The organism is Gordonia marina, from assembly GCF_052036135.1.
In the GTDB taxonomy this organism is placed as follows: Bacteria; Actinomycetota; Actinomycetes; order Mycobacteriales; family Mycobacteriaceae; genus Gordonia.
Genome location: NZ_JBPSDN010000077.1, coordinates 1 through 2,106, shown reverse-complemented (window position 1 = coordinate 2,106; position 2,106 = coordinate 1). Strand labels below are relative to the sequence as shown.

Annotated in this window: 1 pseudogene; it reads right to left on the bottom strand. The window is 62.4% G+C overall.

The annotated features are described in order from the left end of the window. Positions 1–63 precede the first annotated feature (63 nt). Positions 64–1,977: pseudogene (locus tag ACSEEN_RS21295) on the bottom strand (non-ribosomal peptide synthetase); the annotation flags it as partial. Between the last annotated feature and the right edge of the window lie 129 nt (positions 1,978–2,106).

Below are 2,106 nucleotides of genomic sequence, written 5' to 3'. Positions count from 1 at the left end.
CAACAATGACAGGCTCCACTCCAGCATCGGCACGGTCCCGCCCGCCGAGTTCGAGTCCGCCTACTACGCCGCCCTCAACCGAGAGCTGCACCCCGTATAGGAGCGGCAGAAAACCTGGGGTGATTCACCCAACTCGATGCGCTGACCACGCAACTTCACCTGAAAGTCCACACGACCCAAATACTCGATATCCCCACCCGACAAACGCTTCACCAAATCACCAGTGCGATACAACCGGGCCCCCGGCACCGCAGAACACGGATCAGCAACAAAACGCTCCGCCGTCAACCCCGACTGACCGGCATAACCCCGCGCCACCTGCACCCCACCCAAATACAACTCACCCGGCACCCCATCGGGCACCAAACGCAAACGCTCATCAAGCACCAACATCGACGTATTCGCCACCGGCTTGCCGATCGTCACCAACTCCGGCGCACCCGACACATCAGCCCAACCCACCTCGACCGCAGCCTCAGTCGGACCGAACAGATTATGAATCCCCGCCCGCGGCCACACCGCATGCGCCGCAGCCACCGTCGCCGGAGCAAGAGCCTCACCCGAAGCGAACACCCACCGCAACGACGTCAACCCCACCAGCCGATCACGATCGACCACATCCAAAAACACCGACAACATCGACGGCACGAAATGCACACTCGTCGCCTCAGTCTCAGCAACCAGATCCGCGATATACCCCGGATCCCGATGCCCACCCGGCCGAGCAACCACCACCGTCGCACCCGACATCACCGGCCCATACAACTCCGGCACCGACACATCAAACGTGTACGGCGTCTTCAACACCACCCGATCACCAACAGACCACGGGAATGCATCCAAACCCCACCACAAACGGTTCAACACCGCCGACTGCGACACCGTCACACCCTTCGGCACACCCGTCGACCCCGACGTAAACAACGTGTACAACGCCGACTCCGGACGCACCGGCGCCAACCGATCCACATCGGTCACCGGAGCAACCGACAGATCAACCTCACCCGACGCATCGACCTCGAGCACCAGAACACCAGACACACCGGCAACAGGCTCCGGCACCACACCAGCAGCCACCAGAACCATCCGCGCACCAGCGGTCTCCAACATCACCCGCGCACGATCAACCGGTGCCTCAACATCGATCGGCACGTATTGGCCACCAGCAGCAGTGATCGCGTGAATCGCCACCACCAACTCCACACTGCGATCGATGCACACACCCACCGCCACATCCGGACCCACACCCGCAGCAATCAACTCCCGCGCCAACACGCCGACCCGCGCACCGAACTCACGGTACGAAACCTCACGACCCTCAAACACCACAGCCGCAACACCAGGGACAGCAGCCACCCGCGCCGCAACCACATCCGCCACCGAACCCGCCGGAACCTCAACCACCGGACCCGACGAAACAGCCAACGCCGCAGCCTTCTCCACCGGCGCCAAAACGGCCACATCACCAACAGCCATCCCCGGATCAGCCGTCAACTCACCCAACACCGCGACGAACCGATCACCCAACCACACGGCCGTCGACTCATCGAACAAATCCGTGGCATACACGATCGACCCCGACCAGTCCTGACCCGATCTCGCCGACGACACATTGAACGTCAGATCCACCTGCGCAGGCACCACCGGCGCCGGCAACGGCTGCGCCGTGATACCGGCGATCTCCAGTTCAGCCTGCGCCACCGACGCCGCCGCATCAAACGACAACATCACCTGCGCCAACGGCGCAAACGCCTCACTACGCACCGGATCCAGAGCCTCGACCACCGACTCGAACGGCACATCCGCATGAGCCAACGCCGCAAGATCAAAAGCCCGCACCTCAGCGAGCACATCACTAAAAGACTCCGACGAATCAACCCGGGCACGCAGCACCAACGTGTTGACGAACATACCCACCAACGCATCCAGCTCAGCCTGACCACGACCAGCAGTCGGCGTCGCCACCGCAATATCCTGCGTGAATCACCCCAGGTTTGATGCCGCTCCTTTCTGAGTCCCATCAGGAAGGATGACAATCATGCCCAAGAAGATCGATCCCGCCGTCCAGGCCCGTGCTGAGCGCCTGTGGCGCGAGCACGGCGCCGA